We start from the raw sequence: 20,665 nt of genomic DNA on the forward strand, positions 1-20,665 counted from the left end.
TCAGTCCTTCTGTCCACGGGAGCTGCGGCCGTTCCGCTTCCTGTCGCGGGCGGACGGCACGGTACGGCCGACGATCACGGTGCGGCGGGAGGTCCGGCGGGCCGGTTCGGGCTCCGCGGCGGTGCGGCGGCCGATCGCCTGCCGCACCCCGTAGCCGAACGCGGCCACCTTCACGAGCGGGCCGCCGAACGTCGACGCGACGGTGGTGGAGAGCGCCGAGGCGTTGGAGGTGACCTCCTGGACGTCGCTCGCGATGGCGTCGACCTTGTCCAGCTGGGTCTGCGCGGAGCGCAGCGTCGCGGAGGCGTCGGCGAGCAGCGGGACCGCCTGCTCCGTCACGTCCGCCACCAGCGCGGTGGTCGCCCTGAGCGTCTGGGCCAGTCTCACCAGTACCACGGCGAGGAAGGACACCAGGATCGCCCAGAAGACAGCCACCAGGATGCCGGCCACCTCTCCACCGGACACAGTGCACCGCTCTCTGCTCGTCGCCCGCATCGGCCGGGACCTCTCCCGGCCGGTGTCTGCCTGTCACGGCTCGGCCGGTGCGTGCTGCCACCCCTGCCGATCGTCGTCACCCGAGCCTATCGCGCCGGGCGTCGCACCCCGTACCGCATTACGGGCGCGGGGCGCGGGTCCTGGGGGCGGGGAGATTGTACGGAGAGCTTATGTGCCAGTACTCTGCGTGTTTCATGCGACGCCCTCAGCGCCCCTCCCCCGTGCCCGACGACGCGGAGCCCGCCCCCGTACGCGGAAATCTCCCGGCGGAGCTGAACGCCTTCGTGGGACGCGACGACGAACTGACCGGGATCGAGCCGCTGCTGCGGGAGTCGAGGCTCGTCACCGTGGCCGGGGTCGCCGGGGTCGGCAAGTCCCGCTTCGTGACCAGGGCGGCCGCCCTGATGGAGAAACGGTACTGCCATGGTGTCTGGCTGGCGGAGCTGTCGGCCGTCCAGGACCCGGAGCTGCTCGAACACGCCCTGGTCGACGCCCTGGGCCTCACCGACCACACGGGCAGGCCGCCGCGCGCCGTCCTGGTCGAGCACTGCGCGGGGCGCCGACTGCTGCTCGTGATCGACGGCTTCGAGCACCTCGCCGACGCGTGCGCCGGTCTCGTACGGGAGCTGCTCCGCCGGGCGCCCCGCCTCCAAGTCCTCGCCGCCGGGCGCCGCCCCCTGCGGGTCGACGGCGAACTCACCTACCCGCTGATGCCGATGAACGACGACGACGCCCTGGAGCTCTTCGCCCGGCGCGCCGCGGCGGTGCGCCCCGGGTTCGTACTGACGGGCGCCGACCGGGAGACCGCGCGCGAGCTCTGCCGCCGTCTCGACGGCATCCCGCTGGCCCTGGAGCTGGCCGCGGGACGGCTGCGGGCCCTGACGATGGAGCAGGTGCTGCACCGTCTCGACGACCGCTTCCGGCTGCTGACCGGAGGCAGTCCGAGCGCGCTCCCCCGCCACCAGACGCTGCGTACGGCCATCGGCTGGAGCCATGAGCTGTGCGCTCCCGAGCAGCGGCTGCTGTGGGCGCGGCTCTCGGTGTTCGCCGGGCAGTTCGACCTGGAGGCCGTCGAGTACATCTGCAGCGGTCCGGGACTGCCGGCCGACTCCGTGCTGGACGTGCTGGACGAACTGCTGGCGCAGTCCGTGGTGCTGCGCGAGGACTCCCCCGTCGGCAGCCGCTACCGGCTGCTGGACACCGTGCGGGAGTACGGCGCCGAGTGGCTGCGGGCGACCGGGGACGCGGAGCGGCTGCGCCGCAGGCACCGGGACTGGTACCTGGGGCTCGCCACCTGGTGCGAGCTCGACTGGTTCAGCCCCCGGCAGGCGGAGGCGGCCGCCCGGGTCGACAGCGAGCTGCCCAACCTCCGCCGCGCGATGGAGTGCTCGATGGAGAGCCCGGAGGAGGTCCATCTCGCCCAGTACCTGGCGGGCACGCTCTGGTTCTACTGGGTGGGGTGCGGGCGGCTCTCGGAGGGCCGCCACTGGCTGGATCACGTCCTGGAGGCGGAGTCCCCGTACGACCACTCGCGGCTGAAGGCCCTGTGGGTCCTCGGGTACGTCTCCGTGCTCCAGGGGGATCCGGTCGGCGCGGTGTCGGCTCTTCAGGAGTGCCGCGAGGAGGGTGAGCGCGCGGGCGACGCCACCGCCGTGGCCTATGCCGTGCACCGCACGGGCTGCCTCTCGATCGTCACGGACGACCCGGTGCGCGCGGAGGAGCTGCTGCGCGAGGCGCTCGGACGCTACCGGGAGATCGGCGAGCTGAACAGCAATGTGCTGATGGCCCAGGTCGAGCTGGGTATGGCCGTGGCGTTCCGCGGGGATCTGGAGGCTGCCGCGGCGATCTGCGGCGAGGTCCGCGAGATCTGCGAGGACCACGGCGAGCGGTGGGCCCTGGCCTACGCGCTGTACGTCCTGGGCTTCGCCGCGCTGCGGACCGGGGAGGACGGGCGGGCGCGCCGGATGCTCGGGGAGGCGCTGTCCATCGCGCACGCCTTCCACGATCTGCTGGGCACGGTCCTGGCGCTGGAGCTGCTGGCCCTCATCACGGCGGTGGAGGGCGATGCGGCGGAGGCGGCGGTGCTCCAGGGCGTGGCGGACCGGATCTGGCCCTCGGTGGGCCTGCCGCTGTTCGGATCCGTGCACTACGGGAGGCCGAGGGCCGAGTGCGAGGAGCGGGCGAGGGCGGAGCTCGGCGACGCGCGGTACGAGGCGGAGCGGCGCTCGGGCCGCCGGCTGGACGCGAGGGCCGCCGTGGCCCGGGCGCTCGGAGGCGGTACGGGCACGGGCGGGATCCCGGCGGCCGACGGGAGCGCGGCCCCGGAACCGGAGGGCGAGGGCGCGGACCCCGCGGGCGACGGGACCGCGGTGGAGGGCGCGTCCGGGGCAGCGGTGGCCGGGGAGAAGCGAAGGCCCGCCGTCTCCCGTACGACAGGGAGGGGCGGGCCCGAGCTCGGTTGAGAGCTACGCCTGGATCAGCGGGCGTAGTACTCGACGACGAGCTGCTCGTCGCAGATGACCGGGATTTCCTTGCGGTTCGGGTCACGGTCCAGGCGGAAGGCCAGGGCCTTCAGGTTCACCTGGAGGTAGCGCGGGGTCTCGCCGTCCGTGTCGTAGCCACCCTCACGGGCGACCTGGAAGGGGACCTTGGTGCGGCTGCGCTCGCGGACCTGCACGACGTCGTCGGGGCGCACGCGGAACGACGGCTTGTCGACCTTGCCACCGTTGACCTCGATGTGGCCGTGGACGACCATCTGGCGGGCCTGGTAGATGGTGCGGGCGATGCCCGAACGCAGGACCAGGGCGTCGAGACGGCGCTCGAGCTCGACGACCAGCGCCTCGCCCGTCTTGCCCTCGGCCTTACGGGCGCGGTCGTAGGCGCGCGCCATCTGGCGCTCGCTGATGTCGTACTGCGCACGCAGACGCTGCTTCTCGAGCAGACGGACCTTGTAGTCCGAGTTCTGCTTGCGGCCACGGCCGTGCTCGCCCGGCGGGTAGGGGCGGGCTTCGAAGTACTTGACAGCCTTCGGCGTCAGGGCGATGCCGAGGGCACGCGACTTCTTGACCTTGGGACGCGACTGGTTAGGCACGTTCTCCAGACCTCCGTTGTGGGTTAGGTTAGGCTTACCTTACTCAAGGAGATCGCATGTCTCGCCCTGGGAACACCACACACGTCACGGACAGCACAGACAGCGGCAGCACACCAGAAGGTGCTGCTACGACGGAAGGCCGATCTGATCGTGGTCAGCCGCGTCCCAGCGGGCTTGAAAACACTCGGATGCCGTCAGCAGCCGAGCGCACACGAACTCTCGTACAGAGTACCTGCTCCGCGGTGCTGCTCGTACCGGGGCTGTCGGTCATCCACCCGGACCAGCTGATGCCGGACAGCAGGAGCATCGGGCCCGAGGGGGATCTGTTCCTGGGTTTCCCCGTGGATTCCCCGGTCGTACGGGCCGCGACGCGCGCCCAGGGCGACGAGCTCACCGCCGTGCTGGAGATCACGGACGTCGCTCCGGTCTCCGTCCCGCACCGCATCCGCGGCCGTGCCCGGATCGCCGGCTGGCTCACCGCCGTGCCGGGGCTCGCGCAGCCGGGCCGGATGATGCTCCGGCTGGAGACCGGGGAGGCGTCGGTCGACGACCTGTGGGGCTTCGAGGAGGTGGATCCGGAGGCCTTCCGGGACGCGGTCGCCGACCCGCTCGTCACGCACGAGGCCGAGCTGCTCCAGCATCTGCACGCCGCCCACGGCGAGCAGATGGCCACCCTCTCCGCGCTGCTCGGCGACCGGTCCGAGTGCGGCTGCGAGGATCACGGCCTCGACGCCGTGCCGGTCGCGCTCGACCGCTTCGGTCTCCGGGTGCGGTTCGTCGAGGGCCCGGGTGCCTGCTTCGACGCCCGGTTCGAGTTTCCCGAACCCGTACGCGACATCACCGAGCTGCGCCGCGCGATGCACACCCTCTTCGAAGCGGCGTCCTGCTGAGGGGATGCCGTCACGAGGACGCCGGGCCGCCCTGCTCCCCGCGGCCGAGCCGCTCACGGACCCGGTCGGCCACATCGGCGTAGCGCGCCTCCGCGCCGTACCGCGTGGGTTCGTAGTAACGCCTGCCGCGGACGGCGTCCGGGGCGTACTCCTGGGCGGCGATGCCGCCGGGCACGTCGTGCGGGTAGACATAGCCCTGGGCGTGGCCCAGCTTGGCGGCGCCCTTGTAGTGGCCGTCGCGCAGATGGGCCGGGACCGGGCCCGCGAGGCCCCGGCGCACGTCGTCCTGCGCGGCGGAGATCGCCAGGGTCGCCGCGTTGGACTTGGGGGCGAGCGCCAGCGCGATCGTGGCGTGGCTGAGGGTGAGCGCCGCCTCCGGGAAGCCGATCATGGCGACGGCCTGGGCGGCCGCCACCGCCGTGGGCAGCGCCGTCGGATCGGCGAGCCCGATGTCCTCGCTGGCGGAGATCATCAGCCGGCGGGCGATGAAGCGCGGGTCCTCCCCCGCCTCGATCATCCGGGCCAGGTAGTGCAGGGCCGCGTCCACGTCGGAGCCGCGGATCGACTTGATCAGGGCGCTCGCCACGTCGTAGTGCTGGTCGCCGTCGCGGTCGTACTTCACGGCGGCGCGGTCGACGGTCTCCTCCAGCGTCTCCAGCGTGATCTCCGGCTCGTGCTTGGCGAGGGCCGCTCCCGCGGCCGCCTCCAGCGCGGTCAGCGCGCGCCGGGCGTCGCCGCCGGCGATCCGCAGCAGGTGCGACTCGGCCGCCTCGGGCAGCGTGACCGCACCGCCCAGGCCGCGCTCGTCGGTCAGGGCCCGGCGCAGGAGCGCGCGCAGGTCCTCGTCGGTGAGCGGCTCCAGGGTGAGGAGCAGCGAGCGCGACAGCAGCGGGGAGATGATCGAGAAGTACGGATTCTCCGTGGTGGCCGCGATCAGCGTGACCCAGCGGTTCTCGACGGCGGGGAGCAGGGAGTCCTGCTGGGCCTTGGAGAAGCGGTGGATCTCGTCGAGGAAGAGGACGGTCTCCTTGCCGAAGCCGCCGGTGGCGCGGCGCGCGCCCTCGATGACGGCCCGGACCTCCTTGACGCCCGCGGTGATCGCCGAGAGCTCCACGAAGCGCTTGTTGGTGGCCTTGCTGACCACGTACGCGAGGGTCGTCTTCCCGGTGCCCGGCGGGCCCCAGAGGATCACCGACGAGGGGCCCGCGGGTCCTCCGCCGGCCTCGCCGACGAGGCGGCGCAGCGGTGAGCCCTGCTTGAGCAGATGCTGCTGGCCGACGACCTCGTCCAGCGTACGAGGACGCATCCGGACAGCGAGGGGGCTGCTGGACGGGTCCTTCTCCTGGCGGTCTTCGGCTGCTGCGGTAAAGAGGTCGGGCTCCACGTCGAGAAGCCTATGTCACCCCACTGACAAGGCCTCCCGGCGTCAGCTGGTCCAGAAGTCCCACCAGCGGGTCAGGATCAGCATGCCGATGATCCCGATCCAGAGGACCGGCGGCACCCAGTGGAACTCGGTGAGGGTGTTCCGCAGCCAGGCGGGGGCGGGCAGGATGCCGTGCTTGATGTTGTGCGTGGTGACGTAGCAGAACATGAAGATCGTGGCGACCCAGGCCAGGCAGCACCAGAGGCAGAGCGAGTTGATGTTGTACAGCGACTGGTACTGGAGCCAGGTGCAGAAGCCCACGCCGAACAGGGTGCCCGCGTTGAGCCCCAGCCAGTACCAGGCGCGGAAGCGCGCACCGGCGAGGAGCGCCATGCCGATGCCGATGACCACCGAGTAGGTGGCGATGCCGAGCATCGGGTTCGGGAAGCCGAAGGCGGACGCCTGCTCGCTCTTCATGATGTTGCCGCACGCGACCACCGGGTTCAGGCTGCAGCCCGGGGTGAAGCTCGGGTCCTCCAGCAGCTTGAACTTGTCGATCGTGATCACCCAGGCGGCGAGCAGCCCGGCCGCGCCGGTGATCACCAGCAGCAGTGCGAGCGCGCGGCTCCCGCCGTAGGTCTTCGCGCCGTTGTCCTCGTCCTGCCGGGAGGAGGGGTGGTCTACCGCTGCCATCGTCATATCGCCGTTTCCATCACTGAGTAGCCAGCCGGGCACGGGCCATTGTGCCGCACCGCCGAGACGGCCATCCGTTCGATGAACATAAAGGTGTGCCCAAACGAGGGGCGGAGGAACGGGCTCCGGGGGATCCTCCTTCGCATGACAGAACTGGCGGTCGACGTACGGGGACTGCGCAAGCGCTACGGGGACCTGACAGCGGTGGACGGTCTCGACCTGCGGATCCGCCCCGGGGAGGTGTTCGGGCTGCTCGGGCCGAACGGCGCGGGGAAGAGCACCACGGTGGAGATCCTCCAGGGGCACCGCGGGCGCGACGGCGGCACGGTGCGTGTGCTCGGGGCCGATCCGGCGACCGCCGACCGCCGGTGGCGCTCCCGGATCGGCATCGTCTGGCAGGATGAATCGGCTCCCGCCGAGTTGACGGTACGGGAGACGGTGGAGCACTTCGCGCGGTACTACCCGAAGCCGAGGGACCCGCGGGACGTCATCTCCCTGGTCGGTCTGGACGAGAAGGCCGGCTCCCGGATCAAGGAGCTGTCCGGCGGCCAGCGGCGCAGGCTGGACGTGGCGCTTGGGGTGATCGGCTCCCCCGAACTCCTGCTCCTGGACGAGCCGACGACGGGTTTCGACCCGGCGGCCCGGCGGCGGTTCTGGGAGGTCGTACGGCTCCTCGCCCGCGAGGGGACGACGATCGTGCTCACCACGCACTATCTGGAGGAGGCCGAGGCGCTGGCCGACCGGCTGGCCGTCATCACGGCGGGCCGCATCGTCGCCGAGGGCGAACCGGCCGCGCTGCGCGAGCGGTTCGGCCATGAGGCCACCGTCACCTGGACGGAGCCCGACGGCACCGCCCGCTCGGAGCGCACCGCCACCCCGACCCGCACCGTCGCGGGCCTGATCGCCCGGTTCGACGGGGAGATACCCGGGCTGCGGGTCGGCCGCCCGACCCTGGAGGACGTCTACCTGGAGCTCACCGGGCAGGGGGCGGACCGATGAGCGAGGCGGACACCACCCCGGCGGCCGCGACCGGCACCACGCCGGACGCGGGCGAGGCCGTACTCCCCGGAGCCTGGCGGCTGGGCCTGCGGCGGGGAGCGCTGGAGCTGAAGCAGTTCTTCCGCCAACGGGACCAGGTTCTCTTCACGTTCGCCTTCCCCGTGGTGTTCCTGACGCTCTTCGCGTCGATCTTCAGCGACGACGTCGAGGGCGCGGGCATCACCGCCTCCCAGCTGTACGTCGCCTCGATGCTCGCCGCGGGCGTCATGTCGACGAGTTTCCAGTCGCTCGGCATCTCGATAGCGATCGAACGGGACGAGAAGGTGCTGCGCCGGCTGCGCGGCACACCGATGCCGGTGGCCGCCTACTTCCTCGGCAAGGTGTGGCTGGTCCTGGTGACCTGCCTCATGGAGGCGGCCGTGCTGCTGCTGATCGGCACGGTGGCGTTCGGCGTCTCCCTGCCTTCGGACCTCACCCGCTGGCTGACCTTCGGCTGGGTCTTCCTGCTCGGCATCACCGGGTGCGCGCTGCTGGGCATCGCGATCAGCAGCCTGCCGAGGACGGGCCGGAGCGCGAGCTCGGTGGTCGTCCTGCCCTTCCTCGTCCTGCAGTTCATCTCCGGCGTCTACATCCCGATCGGCGACCTGCCGGGCTGGCTGGCCGGCATCGGGGCGCTGTTCCCGCTGAAGTGGATGTGCCAGGGATTCCGCTCGGTCTTCCTGCCCGACTCCGCAGCCGTCATCGAGCAGGCGGGCTCCTGGGAACCGGGCAGGACCGCCCTGGTGCTGGCGGCCTGGTGCCTGGGCGGTCTGGTCCTGTGCCTGCTCACCTTCCGGTGGCACGGCCGGCGCTGAACGCGCGTGTGCCCGCCCGGACGGACCGGGCGGGCACAAGGCGGTGGGACGCGGGGTGGGTCAGGCCAGTCTGGCCCGCACCGTGGCCACGAGGGCGTCGAGCGCGACGGGCTCCTGCTCGCCGGACTCCATGTCCTTGAGCTGGACCGCGCCCTCGGCGAGGTCACGCTCGCCGGCCACGATCGTGAAGCGGGCACCGGAGCGGTTCGCGCTCTTCATCGCGCCCTTGAGGCCCCGGCCGCCGAACGCGAAGTCCGTCGCGACCCCGGCCTTCCGCAACTCGGTGACCAGGCCGAAGAGCACCCGCCGCGCCTCGTCGCCGAGCGGTACGGCGTACACGCTGGTGGTGGCGGGGACGTCGACCTCGATGCCCTCCGCCTCCAGGGCGAGCACCGTACGGTCCACACCGAGCGCCCAGCCGACGGACGGCAGTGCGGGACCGCCGATCATCTCGGACAGCCCGTCGTACCGGCCGCCGCCGCCCACCGCGGACTGGGAGCCCAGACCGTCGTGGACGAACTCGAAGGTCGTACGGGTGTAGTAGTCGAGGCCGCGGACCAGCTTCTCGTCGTCCTCGTACACCACACCGGCCGCCGTCAGCAGGTCGCGGACCTCCTCGTGGTACGCCTTGCAGCCGTCGCAGAGGAAGTCGCGCAGCATCGGGGCGCCGGTGAGCTGCTTCTGGACGTCGGGCCGCTTGTCGTCGAGGACCCGGAGCGGGTTGATCTCGATGCGGCGGCGGGTCTCCTCGTCGAGGTCGAGGTCGCGCAGGAACGTCTGGAGCGCCTCGCGGTAGACCGGGCGGCACTCCTTGTCGCCCAGCGAGTTCAGCAGGATGCGGAACTGCCGGAGGCCGAGGGAGCGGTAGGCCTGGTCGGCGAGGATGATCAGCTCGGCGTCCAGCGCCGGGTCCTCGGTGCCGATGGCTTCCGCGCCGACCTGTGAGAAGTGCCTGTAACGGCCCTTCTGCGGACGCTCGTAGCGGTAGTACGAACCGGAGTACCAGAGCTTGACGGGGAGGTTGCCGGCCTTGTGGAGGTTGGCCTCCAGGGCGGCGCGCAGCACGGACGCGGTGCCCTCGGGGCGCAGCGCGAGCTTGTCGCCGCCCTTGGTCTCGAAGGCGTACATCTCCTTGGACACGATGTCGGTGGACTCACCGACACCGCGCGCGAACAGGGCGACGTCCTCGAAGCCGGGCGTCTCGATGTAGCCGTAGCCGGAGTTCTTCAGGGGTGCGGAGATCGCCTCACGCACCGCGAGGTACTTCGCGGAGTCCGGCGGGATCAGGTCGTAGGTGCCCTTGGGGGCCTGGAAGGTGCTCACGGTGTTTCTCTCTCGTCACATTCCTCGGCGGGGCGCGGCCGGACCGTTCAGGTACGGGTTGGAGGCGCGCTCGCGGCCGATGGTCGTCTGGGGGCCATGGCCGGACAGCACCACGGTCGAGTCGTCGAGCGGCAGGCACACGCGGGCCAGCGACTCGAGCAGCTCGGCGTGGTCGCCGCCGGGCAGGTCGGTGCGTCCGACGGAGCCGGCGAAGAGCAGGTCGCCCGAGAAGAGGACCGGCGGGACATCCGCGGCCTCGGGCATCCTGAACGTCACCGACCCCTTCGTATGGCCGGGCGCGTGCGCGACGCCGAACTCCAGGCCCGCCAGCTCCAGCCGGGCGCCGTCGGCCAGCTCCTTGACGTCGTCCGGCTCGCCGATGGTCAGCTCGCCCATCAGCGGCATCCCGATGGAGCGGCCGAGGGCCTTCTCCGGGTCGCTCATCATGAAGCGGTCGTCGGGGTGGATCCAGGCGGGGACGTCGTGGGCACCGCACACAGGGACGACGGAGGCGACGTGGTCGATGTGGCCATGGGTGAGGACGACGGCGACGGGCTTGAGCCGATGCTTCTTCAGTGCTTCCTCGACGCCCTGGGCCGCCTGGTGGCCCGGGTCGATGATCACGCACTCCTCACCGGCGGCGGGGGCGACCAGATAGCAATTGGTCCCCCAGGCCCCGGCGGGGAACCCGGCAATGAGCACGTTCGTCCTTAGTGTTCGTCCGACGAGGAGGGCCGCGGAGGAGGAATGCGGCCGTTCAGAGACTACCGGCGCTCCTCATTCCACAGCTAACCCATATACCGTACGGGCATTCCAGGACCGATCACACGACGTACAAGGAGACCATCCGGTGGTCAGCAGCGATCAGCGGCGGCGGCAGCTCGCCCGGGAGAAGTTCGAGCGGCAGCAGCAGCGCCGGGAGGAAGCGCGCCGGAGGACCAGGCGTCTCACGGTGATCATCGCGTCGTCGGTGGCCGTGGTGGCGGTCATCGGCGTGGGCGCGTACGTCTCGCTCGGCGGCGACGACGCGAAGAGCTCGACGGAGGCGGCCGCGAGCCCCGACCCGTCGGCGTCGCCCTCGGAGAGTGAGAGCAGCGCTCCCGAGCCCGCGATGGAGATCGACAAGAAGGCCACGTACACGATGTCGCTCAAGACGAGCCAGGGTGACATCGGCATCGCGATGGACGCGGCGAAGACCCCGCACACCACGAACTCCTTCAAGGCCCTCGCGGACAAGGGGTACTTCGACGACACGAAGTGCCACCGGCTGACCACGGAGGGTATCTTCGTGCTCCAGTGCGGTGACCCGAAGGGCGACGGCACGGGCGGCCCCGGCTACACGATCCCGGACGAGAATCTGACGGCGCTGGGCAAGGCGGGCGACGACGGTTCGGTGACGTACCCGGCGGGCACCGTCGCGATGGCGAACACCGGCCAGCCGGGCACCGGCGGCAGCCAGTTCTTCCTGGTCTACAAGGACACCAAACTGCCGCCCAGCTACACGCCGTTCGGGACCATGGACGACGCGGGTCTGAAGGCCGTCAAGAAGGTCGCCGCGGCGGGCGTCGCCGATGGGGCGGGCGACGGTGCCCCGAAGAAGACCGTCACGGTCGAGAAGGCGACGGTCGACAAGGCCTGACCGTACGCACGGCCACCCGGCGTGGCGTCCCTGGAGCGCACCGGAGAATTTCAGCCGCGCTGAGTGCGGACAGCCGGGTGGCCGGTCGCCTAGATTGGCGTTGTGCAGGGCGGGCGCTGCCCGCCCCAGGAAACTGTGGACGATGCACGGGGGGCGAACCCCCTCGATGCATCAGGTGGAGGAGGCGCTGTGAGCAGCGACCCGTGGGGCCGTGTCGACGAGACGGGCACCGTGTACGTGCGTACAGCCGAGGGCGAGCAGGTCGTCGGATCGTGGCAGGCCGGTTCCCCCGAGGAGGCTCTGGCCTATTTCGAGCGCAAGTACGAGGGCCTGGTGGTCGAGATCGGCCTCCTCGAGCGGCGGGTGAAGACCACCGACCTGTCGGCGAAGGACGCCACGGCGGCGATCGAGCACCTGCGTCAGCAGGTCGACGAACACCACGCCGTCGGCGATCTCGCCGCGCTCGGCAAGCGGCTGGACACGCTCGTCGCGACGGTCGACTCCCGCCGTGAGGAGCGCAAGGCCCAGAAGGCGAAGCAGACCGACGAGGCCCGTCAGGCCAAGGAGGCGCTCGTCGTCGAGGCCGAGGAGCTGGCGCAGAGCGAGCAGTGGCGGTCGGCGGGCGAGCGGCTGAGGGCGCTCGTCGACACGTGGAAGGGGCTGCCCCGTCTGGACCGCAAGTCCGACGACGAGCTGTGGCACCGCTTCTCGCATGCCCGTTCCGCCTTCTCCAAGCGGCGCAAGGCCCACTTCGCGGCGCTGGACGCCCAGCGCGAGGAGGCCCGCAAGGTCAAGGAGAGGCTGGTCGCCGAGGCCGAGTCGCTCTCCGGCTCGACCGACTGGGGTGCGACGGCCGCGCGTTACCGCGACCTGATGACCGAGTGGAAGGCCGCGGGCCGCGCCCAGCGCGAGTCCGAGGACGAGCTGTGGAACCGCTTCCGCGGTGCCCAGGACGTGTTCTTCGCGGCCCGCAGCGGTGTCTTCGCCGAGCGGGACGCGGAGCAGGGCGAGAACCTCAAGCTCAAGGAGGAGCTCGCCGCCGAGGCCGAGAAGCTCGTCCCGGTGACGGACCTGAAGGCGGCCAGGGCCGCGTTCCGGTCGATCAACGAGCGCTGGGAGGCCATCGGCCACGTCCCGCGTGACGCCCGCCCGAAGGTCGAGGGCCGGGTGCAGGCGGTGGAGCGCGCGCTCCAGGAGGCCGAGGAGTCGGAGTGGCGCCGGACGAACCCGGAGGCGCGGGCACGCGCGGCGGGTCTGACCGGTCAGCTCCAGGCGGCCGTCGACAAGCTGCGTACGCAGATCGACACGGCCCGTGCCTCGGGCAACAACGCCCGGGCCGACAAGCTCTCGCGTGAGCTCGAAGGCCGGCAGGCGCTGCTGGACCAGGCGCTCAAGGGCCTGGAGGAGTTCGGCGGCTGAGGCGGGCCGAGGCTCGCCGGGCCGGGTCTCCCCCGGTCCGCACGAGGGGCTTTCGTACGTGACGCGTACGGAAGCCCCTTTCGCGTGCCGGGCGGCAGCCAAGGAGCCGTGAGGACTGCCGGAACCGTGCAGTGACCCGGGGCGGGGCGGGGAGCGATGATCACGTGGCCGGTGAGCGGGTGCCGCTGCCGGTGTTCCGCCGAGATGTCCCTACGTCCTTGAGGCAGGTCCACAGATGAGACTCACCCGTGCCGCCCTGACCGTCGCGGCCACCGCCCTCGCCCCGGCGCTCCTCCTCACCGGCCCGGCCTTCGCGGCCGGTCCTGGAACGGCGCCGGCCACCGCGCAGGCGGCACCGTCCGACGGGGCCGGCACGGCGGTGAGCGAGCTGTCCGACGACGACCTCCGGATCGCGATCCTGCGGATCCTGGCGGACGAGGACAGCGGGAAGAGGGTGATCCGCGAGGCCAACGAGCTCCTGGACAACGGCACGCCCGAAGAGATGCGGCAGTGGCTGGAGACCGGCTACCGCCTCGCCCAGGCCGAGGACGACCAGGTCGCCCTCTTCCGCATCCTCGCCGACCCGGACTCCGGCAAGCGGGTCATCCGCGAGGTCAACGAGCTCCTCGACAGCGGCACCCCCGAGGACGTGCGGCAGTGGCTGGAGACCGGCTACCGGCTCGCCCAGGCCGAGGACGACCGGGTGGCCCTCTTCCGTATCCTCGCCCGCCCCGGCATCAGCGACGCGCTGCGCGCGGCGGTCCAGGAGGTCATCGACGGGACGCCGGAGGAGATCCGGTACTTCCTGGAGTACGGCCAGTACGAGGTGGACGCGTAGCCGGACGCCGGAGCCTCGTCCCCTCGGGGCGGGCTCCGGCTCCGTTCCTACGGGCGGCGCGCCGAGGTGACCCGGTAGACGTCGTAGACGCCCTCCACGCCGCGTACGGCCTTCAGGACGTGTCCCAGGTGCTTGGGGTCGCCCATCTCGAAGGTGAAGCGGGAGGTGGCCACCCGGTCCCGGGAGGTCTGCACGGCCGCCGACAGGATGTTGACGTGCTGGTCGGACAGGACGCGGGTGACGTCCGAGAGCAGCCGCGAGCGGTCCAGCGCCTCGACCTGGATGGCGACGAGGAAGACCGAGGACTGGGTGGGGGCCCACTCGACGTCGAGGATCCGCTCCGGCTGCTGCGAGAGCGAGTCGACGTTGACGCAGTCCGCGCGGTGCACGGAGACCCCGCTGCCCCGGGTGACGAATCCGATGATCGGGTCGCCGGGTACGGGCGTACAGCAGCGGGCCAGCTTCACCCAGACGTCCTCGACGCCCTTGACGACCACGCCCGGGTCCGCCTTGGCCCGGCGCTTGTTGCGGCCGTGCGAGGGCGGCGAGCTCTCCGCCAGGTCCTCGTTGGCCGCGTCCTCGCCGCCGAGCGCCTGGACGAGCTTCTGGACGACACCGGCCGCCGCGACATGGCCCTCGCCGATCGCCGCGTACAGCGACGAGATGTCGGGGTAGCGCATCTCGTGGGCGAGGGTGACCAGGGAGTCGCCGGTCAGGATCCGCTGGATCGGCAGGTTCTGCTTGCGCATGGCCCGCGCGATGGCGTCCTTGCCCTGCTCGATCGCCTCGTCGCGCCGCTCCTTGGAGAACCAGGCGCGGATCTTGTTGCGCGCCCGGGGCGACTTGACGAACTGCAGCCAGTCGCGGGAGGGCCCCGCCCCGGCCGCCTTGGAGGTGAAGACCTCCACCAGGTCACCGTTGTCGAGCGTCGACTCCAGCGGTACGAGCCGCCCGTTGACCCGTGCCCCTATGGTCCGGTGGCCGACCTCCGTGTGGACGGCGTACGCGAAGTCGACCGGCGTCGCGCCGGCGGGCAGCGCTATCACGTCGCCCTTCGGCGTGAAGACGAAGACCTCGTTGCGGGACAGGTCGAAGCGCAGCGACTCCAGGAACTCGCTGGGGTCCTCGGTCTCCTTCTGCCAGTCCAGGAGCTGGCGCAGCCACGCCATGTCGTTGACGGTGTCCTGGCCGCGCCCGCCGCCCGTGTTCTTCGGGATGTCGGTGCGGACCTTGGAGGCGCCCGCGACGGCCTCCTGCTTGTACTTCCAGTGCGCGGCGATGCCGTACTCCGCGCGGCGGTGCATGTCGAACGTACGGATCTGAAGCTCGACCGGCTTGCCGCTGGGGCCGATCACCGTGGTGTGCAGCGACTGGTACATGTTGAACTTGGGCATCGCGATGTAGTCCTTGAACCGCCCCGGCACCGGATTCCACCGGGCGTGGACGGTGCCGAGCGCCGCGTAGCAGTCGCGGACGGTGTCGACGAGGACGCGGATGCCCACCAGGTCGTAGATCTCGGCGAAGTCACGGCCTCGCACGATCATCTTCTGGTAGACGCTGTAGTAGTGCTTCGGCCGGCCGGTGACGGTGGCCTTGATCCGGGCGGCGCGCAGGTCGGCCTGGACCTCGTCGGTCACTATGGCGAGGTACTCGTCACGCTTGGGCGCGCGCTCGGCGACGAGACGGACGATCTCGTCGTACATCTTGGGGTAGAGGATCGCGAAGGCGAGGTCCTCCAGCTCCCACTTGATGGTGTTCATGCCCAGCCGGTGCGCCAGCGGGGCGTAGATCTCCAGCGTCTCGCGGGCCTTCTTCTCCTGCTTCTCCCGCTTGAGGTAGCGCATGGTGCGCATGTTGTGCAGCCGGTCGGCGAGCTTGATGACCAGGACCCGGGGGTCCTTGGCCATGGCGACGACCATCTTGCGTACGGTCTCCGCCTGGGCGGCCTCGCCGAACTTGACCTTGTCCAGCTTGGTGACGCCGTCGACGAGCAGCGCGACCTGGTCGCCGAAGTCCTTGCGGAGGGTGTCCAGGCCGTACTCGGTGTCCTCGACGGTGTCGTGCAGCAGCCCGGCCATCAGCGTCGCCGGGTCCATGCCGAGCTCGGCGAGGATCGTGGTGACGGCGAGCGGGTGGGTGATGTAGGGGTCACCGCTCTTGCGCTTCTGGCCGCGGTGCCAGCGCTCGGCGACCTGGTAGGCCTTCTCGATCTGGCGCAGCGTGGCGGACTCGATCTTCGGGTCGTTGCCGCGGACCGTACGCAGGAGGGGTTCCAGGACCGGGTTGTACGGACTGGAGCGCTGTACGCCCAGTCGGGCGAGGCGGGCCCTGACCCGGTTGGAGGAGCCGCCGGAGCGCGTGGGGGCGGCCGGCGGGGTGGCGGCGGGCCGGGCCGGGGGCTTCGCGGCGGGAGCCGGTGCCGGGGGCTTCGCGGCGGCCGGTGCCGGGGGCGTGGGTGCCGGGGTGTCGGAGGCAGGCGTCGCCGGGGACCCGGAGCCGGGTGCCGCGGGCCTGGTCCCGGAGGACGGCGCGGCCTTCGCGCCGGGCGGTGCCGGCTTCGTCCCCGGGGGCGGGGTCGGCTTCGCCGGTGCGGCGGGCGTCCGGTGGGCCGGTGCCTCGGCCGGGCCCTGCGTGTCCCCGCCCGCGGGTCCTGGCGTGCCCGCTCCGTCGGGCTGCGCCTTCCCGGGCGTGGCGGAGGCCGCCGCGGGCCTTTCGGGCTGCGGGGCGGCGACTGGCTGGGCCTCGTCTGGCAAGAGCGCTCCTCGTGCGGATCCGGGCTACCGGAAAGCCAATGGTATCGACCTCCGGGCGGGTCCTCGCCCGGGGAGTGTGGAACCCCTCACAACGCGGAACGGGTACCCGGATGTTCCCGGGTACCCGTCCTGCACGTCCCTACCCGCGCCGTGGCGGCGCGGTGCAGGTCAGAGGGTGATGAGCGCCTCCAGCGGGGCGTCGCGCAGCCCCGCCTCCAGCCGCGCGCGGCCGGAGAGGAAGCCGAGCTCCATGAGCACCGACACCCCCGCGACCTGGGCCCCGGCCCGCCGGATGAGCTCCAGCGAGGCCTCGGCGGTGCCGCCGGTGGCCAGGACGTCGTCGATGACCATGACCCGGTCGTCGGCGGACAGGTCCTCGGCGTGGATCTCGATCTCCGCCGTGCCGTACTCCAGCTCGTACGACTGCCCCAGTGTGGCGCCGGGCAGCTTCCCGGCCTTGCGCACCGGTACGAACCCGATCCCGGACCGGACCGCGACGGGCGCGGCCAGGATGAAGCCGCGCGCCTCGAGGCCGACGATCTTGGTGGCGCCGTGCCGAACGCACAGCTCCACGAAGAAGTCGGTCAGCGCCGTGAACGCGACCGGGTCCGCGAGCAGCGGGGTGATGTCCTTGAACAGCACCCCGGGCTTCGGATAGTCCGGTACGTCACGGATCCGGCCGAGCAGGAGCTCCCGGGTGGCGTCGGTGACACTCGTGCTGGTCATCGACGGTTCCTCGGGCTCCGGCCGTGGCCCCCGGGCTGCCGGCGCGGGCCGACGACGGCGGTCCGGGCGTCGTCCTCGTCCTGGCCCTCCGGCTCGGGGGCCCGGTCGTCACGCTCGTCCTCGACGGACTCGCCCTTGGCCGCGGCGGCGGCGCGCTTGGCGAGGATCCGCTTCTTCAGTGCCTTTATCTGCGGCTCGCGCTCCTTGAGGTCGGCGACCAGCGGGGTGGCGATGAAGATCGAGGAGTACGCACCGGCGGCGAGGCCGACGAAGAGCGACAGCGAGATGTCGTTCAGCATGCCCGCGCCGAGGACGCCGCCACCGATGAACAGCAGACCCGCGACCGGCAGCAGGGCGACGACGGTGGTGTTGATGGAGCGCACCAGCGTGCCGTTGATGGAGCGGTTGGCGATCTCGCTGTAGGTCCAGCGGGTCTGCTTGGTGATCCCCTTCGTGCCCTCCTTGAGGCTGTCGAAGACGACGACCGTGTCGTAGAGGGAGTAACCCAGGATGGTCAGCAGACCGATCACGGTGCCGGGGGTGACCTCGAAGCCGACGAGGGCGTAGACGCCGACGGTGATGGTGATGTCGTGGATCAGCGCGACGAGCGCGGCGACGGCCATCCGCCACTCGAAGGCGATGGCCAGGTAGACCACCACGAGGACCATGAAGATCCCGAGGCCGGCCCAGGCCTTGTTGGCGATCTGCTCACCCCAGCTGGGGCCGACGAGGTCCGCGTTGATCTCCGCCTCGGGGATGCCGAGGTCCTCGGAGAGCTGGGCCTTGATCTGGTCGGCCTTCGCGGTGTCGACCTCGGTGATCTGGATCCGGAGTCCGCCGTTGCCGAGCTCCTGGACGATCGCCTCGTGGCCGGAGGCCGCGACCGCGTCCTCGTGGGCCTGGGTGACGGACACCTTGGCCTTGGTGTCGGTCGTGAAGACGGCACCGCCCTTGAACTCGATGCCCATGTTCAGGCCGCTGACCGCCAGGCCGAGGATGGCCGTGATGGTGATCAGGATCGAGACGCCGTACCAGATCTTGCGCTTGCCGATGAAGTCGTAACCGACCTCGCCACGGTAGAGCCGGGCGCCGAGATTGCCGAGTCGCGACATCTCACGCCTCCTTCGGGTGGTCGGTACGGGCGTTGACGCGGCGCGAGCGGCGCAGCGGCGGCTTGGCGCCGAGCCGGGTCGGGTCCAGGCCGGACCACGGGTTGCCGCTGGCGAAGAACTTCGTACGGGCCATCAGCGTCATGACGGGCTTGGTGAAGAGGAACACCACGACGACGTCGAGCAGGGTCGTGAGACCGAGCGTGAACGCGAAGCCCTGGACCTTGCCGACGGTGACGAGGAAGAGCACGGCCGCGGCGAGGAAGGACACGAAGTCGGAGACGAGGATGGTGCGCCGGGCCCGGGGCCAGGCGCGCTCGACGGCCGGACGGAGCGTACGGCCCTCGCGGATCTCGTCCCGGATGCGTTCGAAGTACACGATGAACGAGTCCGCCGTGATTCCGATCGCCACGATGGCACCGCAGACGGCCGGGAGGTTCAGCGCGAAGCCGATGGCCGGGCCGAGGAGCGCCATGATCGTGTAGGTCAGGATGCCGGAGACCAGGAGGCTCAGGAGCGCGATGAACGCCAGGCCCCGGTAGTAGGCCACCAGGTAGATGACGACCAGGGCCAGTCCGATGGCACCGGCGATGAGGCCGGCCTCCAGCTGCTCGCCGCCGAGGGCGGCGGTGACGGTGGTGACGGTGTCCTCGCTGAAGGACAGCGGCAGGGCGCCGTAGGAGAGGACGTTGGCCAGGTCCTCCGCCGACTGCTGGGTGAAGCTGCCCGAGATCTCGGCGCTGCCGCTGAGCGTCTCGTTCACCTGGGGGGCGGAGACGACCTCACCGTCGAGGGAGATCGCGAACTGGTTCTGCGGGGACTGCTGCGCCGACAGCTTCTTGGTGATCGTCTGGAACTTCTTGGAGCCCTTGTCGGTGAACTCCATGGAGACGAGCCAGATGCCGCGCTGCTGGTCGAACTGGGCCTTGGCGTCGTCGACGTCCGTACCGGAGACCTCGGCCGGGCCGAGGAGGTACTTGGCGTCGCCCTCGGAGCTGCACGCGACCGTGGGGTCCGTGGGCTTGACGCCGTCACCGGCGGCGGCGCGGGCCTTCTTGTCGGTGCAGTCCAGCGCCGTGAACTTCTTCTCCAGCGCCGCGGTGGCGGCGTCGGGCGTCTCGGTCGCCGCGGGGGCGTCCGAGCCGCCGGAGGTGCTCGCGGACGGGGTCGGCGTCGCGTCCTGCTTCAGGGCGTCGGTGACGGCACGGCCCTGCGTGGTGGCGCTCGCCGAGGGCGTCGACTTCGGGTCGGAGGCCGTCTCCGGGTCGCTCGCCTTCGCACTGGGCGTGGCGCTCGGCTTCCCGGAACCGCTCGCGGACGGGCTGGCGGAGCCTTCCGGGGTCGGCTGGCCGCCGGTGACCGTGAGGACGGGCCGGAAGTAGAGCTGCGCGGTCGTGCCGACCTGCTCCCGGGCCTGCTTCGAATTCGTCCCCTTGGGGATGTTGACGATGATGTTCGATGCGCCCTGGGTCTGAACCTCGGCCTCGGAGACACCCAGACCATTGACACGGCGTTCGATGATGCTGACCGCGGTGTTCATGTTGGTCTCGTTGATCGCGTCAGGCTTGCCGGGCTGGCTCTTCGCCTTGAGCGTGATCGATGTGCCGCCGGCCAGGTCGATACCGAGCCGGGGCGTGGTGTGACCGGACAGGAACATCCCGCCGGTCAGGGCGACCATGGCGATCAGGATCAGTGCCAGGGCACGGCCCGGCCTGCCCTGTCCACCGGATGAACCCCGGCCTTTCTTCGGTGCTGCCACCTTTTCGTTTCTCCCTGTCCAACCGCCCCGCGCCGGGTACGCGCCCGAGCGGCCACGAAGTGTTGTGGGGACCCGCCCCCGCAGAAGACCGCACGGCCCGTGAGACGCCGGACACCCGTGGGTGTCCGGCGTCTCTGGGTCGTGGAACTACTTCGCGTCGCCCTCGCCGTCGGCCTTGGCGTCCTTGACCTCGGAGCCCTTGACCTCGGCCTCCTCAGGCGCGGTGGCCTCGGCCTTCTTGCCCAGGTCGATCTTCGCGTCGTCGTCGGCCGCGTCGGCCTCCGTGGGCTCACCGGCGGTGAGCGAGGAGGCGTCGTCGGGCACGACGGTGCCCTCGGCGTCCAGCTCGTCGTCGCCGTGGACGATGCGGTTGTACTCCGCGTCGTCCAGGACGGCGCCGATGGCGTTCTTCGCGTAGATCGCGTGGACGCCGGGCGCGACCTCGAGAAGAACCGTGTCGTCCTGGATCTCCTTGACGGTGGCGTACATGCCCCCGATCGTCCGGACGCCGGTACCGGGCTGCATGTCGTTGCGCATCTGCGCAGCCGCCTGCTGCTTCTTCTTGGCGGACCGGGTCATCAGGAACATGGCCCCGATGAGCACGATGAAGGGGAGGAGGGTCACGAGACTCACGGGACGGAACTTCCTTCGCACGACCACGCTGGAATCACGCGGCCTGGTCTACGGGGGTGGGTACACCGACCTGTACGGGCG

At 71.0% G+C, this 20,665-nt stretch carries 17 protein-coding genes and 1 pseudogene; 7 read left to right on the plus strand and 11 right to left on the minus strand.

Going from position 1 to position 20,665, the window contains the following annotated elements:
- Positions 1–450, minus strand: coding sequence for a DUF948 domain-containing protein (locus tag JKV81_RS11105; protein ID WP_124279737.1), 450 nt, complete (start codon positions 448–450; stop codon positions 1–3).
- A gap of 239 nt (positions 451–689) precedes the next feature.
- Here JKV81_RS11105 and JKV81_RS11110 point away from each other — a divergent pair, with 239 nt between their 5' ends.
- On the plus strand, positions 690–2,957 hold the full coding sequence (locus JKV81_RS11110; protein ID WP_129261353.1) for an ATP-binding protein: 2,268 nt from the start codon (positions 690–692) through the stop codon (positions 2,955–2,957).
- A gap of 14 nt (positions 2,958–2,971) precedes the next feature.
- On the opposite strand, the gene rpsD is transcribed toward JKV81_RS11110, so the two are convergent.
- Complete coding sequence (gene rpsD / locus JKV81_RS11115) at positions 2,972–3,586, minus strand: 30S ribosomal protein S4 (protein ID WP_031097728.1); 615 nt, start codon at positions 3,584–3,586, stop codon at positions 2,972–2,974.
- Between the two features lie 188 nt (positions 3,587–3,774).
- Between rpsD and JKV81_RS11120 the strand changes: the two genes are divergently transcribed.
- Positions 3,775–4,476, plus strand: a complete 702-nt coding sequence (locus JKV81_RS11120) for a DUF2470 domain-containing protein (RefSeq protein ID WP_202075581.1) — start codon at positions 3,775–3,777, stop codon at positions 4,474–4,476.
- A gap of 10 nt (positions 4,477–4,486) precedes the next feature.
- Here the strand turns inward: JKV81_RS11120 and JKV81_RS11125 are convergent, their stop codons facing one another.
- A complete protein-coding gene (locus JKV81_RS11125) occupies positions 4,487–5,860 on the minus strand; it encodes a replication-associated recombination protein A (protein ID WP_124279734.1) in 1,374 nt (457 codons plus the stop codon).
- Between the two features lie 42 nt (positions 5,861–5,902).
- The gene (locus JKV81_RS11130; protein WP_124279733.1) at positions 5,903–6,538 is read right to left on the minus strand and encodes a vitamin K epoxide reductase family protein; all 636 of its coding nucleotides are present in this window, start codon (positions 6,536–6,538) and stop codon (positions 5,903–5,905) included.
- 195 nt (positions 6,539–6,733) lie between these two features.
- Here JKV81_RS11130 and JKV81_RS11135 point away from each other — a divergent pair.
- Positions 6,734–7,531 (plus strand): annotated as a pseudogene (locus JKV81_RS11135) (ABC transporter ATP-binding protein); the annotation flags it as partial.
- Entirely contained in the window at positions 7,528–8,385 is an 858-nt protein-coding gene (locus JKV81_RS11140) for an ABC transporter permease (RefSeq protein WP_129261359.1), read from the plus strand. The pseudogene JKV81_RS11135 and the gene JKV81_RS11140, both read left to right, overlap by 4 nt.
- A 60-nt stretch (positions 8,386–8,445) precedes the next feature.
- On the opposite strand, the gene hisS is transcribed toward JKV81_RS11140, so the two are convergent.
- Together hisS and JKV81_RS11150 are read right to left on the minus strand one after the other, a co-directional pair.
- Complete coding sequence (gene hisS, locus JKV81_RS11145) at positions 8,446–9,708, minus strand: histidine--tRNA ligase (protein ID WP_202075582.1); 1,263 nt, start codon at positions 9,706–9,708, stop codon at positions 8,446–8,448.
- Between the two features lie 15 nt (positions 9,709–9,723).
- A complete protein-coding gene (locus JKV81_RS11150) occupies positions 9,724–10,410 on the minus strand; it encodes an MBL fold metallo-hydrolase (RefSeq protein WP_129261363.1) in 687 nt (228 codons plus the stop codon).
- A 148-nt stretch (positions 10,411–10,558) separates the two neighbouring features.
- On the opposite strand from JKV81_RS11150, the gene JKV81_RS11155 reads away from it, so the two are divergent.
- From JKV81_RS11155 to JKV81_RS11165, 3 genes are all read left to right on the plus strand, one after another.
- On the plus strand, positions 10,559–11,347 hold the full coding sequence (locus JKV81_RS11155; protein ID WP_202075583.1) for a peptidylprolyl isomerase: 789 nt from the start codon (positions 10,559–10,561) through the stop codon (positions 11,345–11,347).
- A gap of 189 nt (positions 11,348–11,536) precedes the next feature.
- On the plus strand, positions 11,537–12,766 hold the full coding sequence (locus JKV81_RS11160; RefSeq protein ID WP_099176847.1) for a DUF349 domain-containing protein: 1,230 nt from the start codon (positions 11,537–11,539) through the stop codon (positions 12,764–12,766).
- Between the two features lie 235 nt (positions 12,767–13,001).
- A complete protein-coding gene (locus JKV81_RS11165) occupies positions 13,002–13,604 on the plus strand; it encodes an ALF repeat-containing protein (protein WP_129261367.1) in 603 nt (200 codons plus the stop codon).
- 47 nt (positions 13,605–13,651) lie between these two features.
- On the opposite strand, the gene JKV81_RS11170 is transcribed toward JKV81_RS11165, so the two are convergent.
- The 5 genes from JKV81_RS11170 to yajC all read right to left on the minus strand — a co-directional run bounded on the left by JKV81_RS11170 (position 13,652) and on the right by yajC (position 20,584).
- Entirely contained in the window at positions 13,652–16,357 is a 2,706-nt protein-coding gene (locus JKV81_RS11170) for a RelA/SpoT family protein (protein ID WP_202075584.1), read from the minus strand.
- A gap of 168 nt (positions 16,358–16,525) precedes the next feature.
- Complete coding sequence (locus JKV81_RS11175; protein WP_129261371.1) at positions 16,526–17,083, minus strand: adenine phosphoribosyltransferase; 558 nt, start codon at positions 17,081–17,083, stop codon at positions 16,526–16,528.
- Positions 17,080–18,195 carry a protein translocase subunit SecF gene (secF, locus tag JKV81_RS11180; RefSeq protein ID WP_129261373.1) on the minus strand — a complete coding sequence of 372 codons (1,116 nt, stop codon included), beginning with the start codon at positions 18,193–18,195 and terminating at the stop codon, positions 17,080–17,082. The genes JKV81_RS11175 and secF overlap by 4 nt, the downstream gene beginning before the upstream one ends.
- Position 18,196: 1 nt before the next feature.
- Positions 18,197–19,951 (minus strand): protein translocase subunit SecD, encoded by a 1,755-nt coding sequence (gene secD, locus JKV81_RS11185; protein ID WP_129261375.1) that lies wholly within the window; start codon positions 19,949–19,951, stop codon positions 18,197–18,199.
- 147 nt (positions 19,952–20,098) lie between these two features.
- Positions 20,099–20,584: a preprotein translocase subunit YajC gene (gene yajC / locus JKV81_RS11190; RefSeq protein WP_124279722.1), complete on the minus strand. Its 486-nt coding sequence runs from the start codon at positions 20,582–20,584 to the stop codon at positions 20,099–20,101.
- Between the last annotated feature and the right edge of the window lie 81 nt (positions 20,585–20,665).

This window comes from Streptomyces silvae (assembly GCF_016745505.1).
Classification (GTDB): domain Bacteria; phylum Actinomycetota; class Actinomycetes; order Streptomycetales; family Streptomycetaceae; genus Streptomyces; species Streptomyces silvae.

What these genes read in the sequence shown, in the direction of transcription:
- JKV81_RS11110 (WP_129261353.1), top strand. Translation starts at nt 690, where the DNA reads ATGCGACGCCCTCAGCGCCCCTCCCCCGTGCCCGACGACGCGGAGCCC.
- JKV81_RS11120 (WP_202075581.1), top strand. Translation starts at nt 3,775, where the DNA reads ATGCCGTCAGCAGCCGAGCGCACACGAACTCTCGTACAGAGTACCTGC.
- JKV81_RS11130 (WP_124279733.1), bottom strand. Translation starts at nt 6,538, where the DNA reads ATGACGATGGCAGCGGTAGACCACCCCTCCTCCCGGCAGGACGAGGAC.
- JKV81_RS11140 (WP_129261359.1), top strand. Translation starts at nt 7,528, where the DNA reads ATGAGCGAGGCGGACACCACCCCGGCGGCCGCGACCGGCACCACGCCG.
- JKV81_RS11165 (WP_129261367.1), top strand. Translation starts at nt 13,002, where the DNA reads ATGAGACTCACCCGTGCCGCCCTGACCGTCGCGGCCACCGCCCTCGCC.
- JKV81_RS11175 (WP_129261371.1), bottom strand. Translation starts at nt 17,083, where the DNA reads ATGACCAGCACGAGTGTCACCGACGCCACCCGGGAGCTCCTGCTCGGC.
- secF (WP_129261373.1), bottom strand. Translation starts at nt 18,195, where the DNA reads ATGTCGCGACTCGGCAATCTCGGCGCCCGGCTCTACCGTGGCGAGGTC.